Source organism: Romboutsia sp. 13368, from assembly GCF_018336475.1.
Lineage (GTDB): Bacteria > Bacillota > Clostridia > Peptostreptococcales > Peptostreptococcaceae > Romboutsia.
This window is the reverse complement of the sequence record NZ_CP048741.1, coordinates 1,327,185-1,330,077: the sequence shown is the minus strand read 5'-3', so window position 1 is coordinate 1,330,077 and position 2,893 is coordinate 1,327,185. Positions and strand designations below refer to the sequence as shown.

Sequence of the window (2,893 nt, the reverse complement as noted above, 5' to 3'; positions counted from 1 at the left end):
CGATCTAACGCTAGACCAATGATAAGAGAATTTATAATAAGTGAGGCTATGTATAACCTTAAAATACCTACAACTCGTAGTTTAGCAGTAGTTAAAACTGGTGAAAGGGTATATAGAGAAACTGTAAAAGAAGGTGCAGTACTAACTCGTATAGCTTCTAGTCATATTAGATTTGGAACTTTCCAATATATATCACAGTGGGGTAGTAAAGAACAGCTTAAAGCATTAGCAGATTATTCAATAAAAAGACATTATCCAAATATAAAAGATGATGAGAATAAATATATTAATTTCCTTAAAGAAGTAATAAAGGCACAGGCAAGTTTGGTTGCTAAATGGCAAACTGTTGGATTTATACATGGTGTTATGAATACTGATAATATGACAATTAGTGGTGAAACTATAGATTATGGTCCTTGTGCTTTTATGGATACTTATAACCCAGATACTGTATTTAGTTCGATAGATACTTCAGGACGTTATTCATATAAAAATCAACCAAAAATGCTAGGTTGGAATTTATGTAGATTTGCAGAAAGTTTATTACCTTTATTTAGTGAGAATCAAGAAGAAGCTGTAAATATAGCACAAGAAGCTATTTCTACTTACAATGATATATTTTATAATAATTGGATATCTATAATGAGAGCAAAACTTGGAATATTTAATGAAGAAGATTGTGATAGAGATATTATTGAAGATTTACTTAAAATGATGGAAAAATATAAAGAAGATTATACTAATACATTTGTTTCTTTAACTATTAATAAAAATATGGATAAGGGCATGTTTATTAGTGAAGAATTCAAAAACTGGTATGAAAACTATCAACAAAGACTTAAAAGACAAGAAAACTCAATTGAAGAAGTTCAAAAACTTATGAAAGAATCTAACCCTTATGTAATTCCAAGAAATCATAGAGTTGAAGAAGCAATAGAAGCTGCTGATAAAGGTGACCTTAGTGTTATGATGAAGCTTCTTGATATACTTTCAAAACCATATGAATACTCAAAAGAACAAGAAGAATATACTAAAGTTTCAAAATCTTTAGGTTGCTATAAAACATATTGTGGAACATAAAATATAATATATAATAAAAAAAGCAGGTTCCGATGCCTGCTTTTTTAAGGAGTATAAAAATAAAAATTAATTAGCATATTATGAGCAATACAATGAGGATTATATTTACATTATTAACTATATTTTTAATTTTATACATTTTAGCTTAAAAATTATAAATTTATATTAAAAATCTATGTCATACTTTTATTAAATTGAATATCTATAAATATAATAAGAATAATTCATATTAAAAATTTTATGAAAATACACTATACACTATACATGAAAGTAAAAAAGTGGGAGGTGAGTAAGATGGTATGTAAAAATGTACTAGATATGATTGGAAATACTCCTATGATTAATTTAGGTAGTATAGAATATGAGAATGTATATGTAAAATTAGAAAAGTATAATCCGGGTGGAAGTATAAAAGATAGACCAGTTTATTATATGGTAGAAAACCTTGAAAAAAGTGGGATGTTAAAAAAGGATGATGTATTAGTAGAAGCAACTAGTGGCAATACAGGTATAGCCTTATCTATGATAGGAAATCTAAAAGGATATAAAGTTATTATAGTAATGCCAGAAAATATGAGCGTGGAAAGAAGAACTCTTATGAAAGCATACGGAGCAGAGCTTATATTAACAGATTCAAACTTAGGGATGAATGGATCTATAGAAATGATGAATAAGCTTTTAAGTGAAAATTCAAACTATAAAAGTTTAAAACAATTTGAAAATGAATACAATACTTTAGCTCATTACGAAACAACAGGTGTTGAGATATTTAATCAAGTTAATGATATAGATATATTTGTGTGTGGTGTTGGAACTGGTGGAACTATAAGTGGAATTGGTAAATATCTTAAAGAACAAAATAAAAATATAAAAGTAGTTGCTATTGAGCCTAAGGGCTCACCAGTAATATCTTCAAACAAAATAGGGGTTCATAATATACAAGGTATAGGAGCTGGATTTATACCTAAAATTTACGATAAAAATGTTGTAGATTCAGTTATGACAATAAGTGATGAAGAAAGCTATGAAGGAGTTAGGATAATGGCAAAAAAAGAAGGAATATTAGTTGGAATATCATCAGGAGCTAATATATACGCTGCATTAAAATTAAGTCAAATGTATCCTAATAAAAAAATAGTTACAGTAGCACCAGATGGAATAGATAAATATATGTCTGTCGATATATTTTAAAAAATATTTATAGTTTAAATCATAGTGAAAGTAAATTCTAATAAAAAGGGCGGATTTGAATGATTTATAAAATAAAAAAAGATTTAGAATATATAATGGAAAATGATCCAGCCGCAAGAAGTAAACTAGAAGTATTTTTATTATATCCATCAATACATGCTAGAATAGCACATATACTTGCACATTTTTTATATAAGAAAAAGCTATTTTTTTTAGCAAGGTTAATATCTCAGTTAGCAAGATTTTTTACAGGAATAGAAATACATCCAGGAGCAACACTTGGAGCAGGAATATTAATTGACCATGGAATGGGTGTTATCATAGGTGAAACTGCAGTTTTAGGTGATAGAATAACTATATATCATGGAACAACTTTAGGTGGAACCGGTAACGAAAAAGGAGTAAAGAGGCATCCAACTGTTGGAAATAACGTCATAATTGGATCGGGAGCTAAAGTATTAGGTGATATAAATATAGGCTCAAATTCTAAAATAGGTGCTAATGCTGTAGTTCTTAATGACGTACCAGAAGGTGCTACTGTAGTTGGAGTTCCGGCTAAGGTAGTTAAAATAAGAGAATATGATAGATAGTTAATAAAAGTACTAAGTATAAAGCAATCTAA

General features: G+C 28.2%; 3 protein-coding genes. All 3 read left to right on the top strand.

The features are described from left to right. Positions 1–1,080, top strand: a 1,080-nt coding sequence (locus G3997_RS05390; RefSeq protein ID WP_296644095.1) for a protein adenylyltransferase SelO, incomplete at its 5' end; no start/stop codon positions are given. Positions 1,081–1,374: 294 nt separating this feature from the next. Beyond that, complete coding sequence (gene cysK, locus G3997_RS05385; protein ID WP_296644094.1) at positions 1,375–2,271, top strand: cysteine synthase A; 897 nt, start codon at positions 1,375–1,377, stop codon at positions 2,269–2,271. 59 nt (positions 2,272–2,330) lie between these two features. After that, on the top strand, positions 2,331–2,861 hold the full coding sequence (gene epsC, locus G3997_RS05380; RefSeq protein WP_296644092.1) for a serine O-acetyltransferase EpsC: 531 nt from the start codon (positions 2,331–2,333) through the stop codon (positions 2,859–2,861). Positions 2,862–2,893 lie beyond the last annotated feature (32 nt).

Coding starts and splice junctions, on each gene's coding strand:
- cysK (WP_296644094.1), top strand. CDS start 1,375: ATGGTATGTAAAAATGTACTAGATATGATTGGAAATACTCCTATGATT.
- epsC (WP_296644092.1), top strand. CDS start 2,331: ATGATTTATAAAATAAAAAAAGATTTAGAATATATAATGGAAAATGAT.